Consider the following 274-nt stretch of genomic DNA (forward strand, 5'->3'; position numbering starts at 1 on the left):
TTGCGAGTGCCTTGTTCGCCATCGTTTTCTCCTGGCTCCTTACAGCACGTAGCGCGACAGGTCTTCGTTGGAAGAGAGCACGTCGAGGCGTTCGTTGACGTAGGCCGCGTCGATCCTCACCAGCTTGTCCTGGCGGTCGCTGGCATCGAAGGAGACTTCCTCGAGCAGTTTTTCCATCACCGTGTACAGGCGGCGCGCGCCGAAGTTCTCGGTACGCTCGTTCACCGAGAAGGCGATCTCGCCCAGGCGGTGGATCCCGTCTTCGGTAAAGTCG

1 pseudogene is annotated in these 274 nt (G+C 60.2%); it reads right to left on the reverse strand.

Annotated features, from left to right (window positions below):
- Positions 1-39 precede the first annotated feature (39 nt).
- Positions 40-274: pseudogene (gene hslU / locus KVT32_RS30025) on the reverse strand (HslU--HslV peptidase ATPase subunit); the annotation flags it as partial.

Source organism: Achromobacter sp. GbtcB20, from assembly GCF_019091095.1.
Lineage (GTDB): Bacteria > Pseudomonadota > Gammaproteobacteria > Burkholderiales > Burkholderiaceae_B > Achromobacter > Achromobacter mucicolens.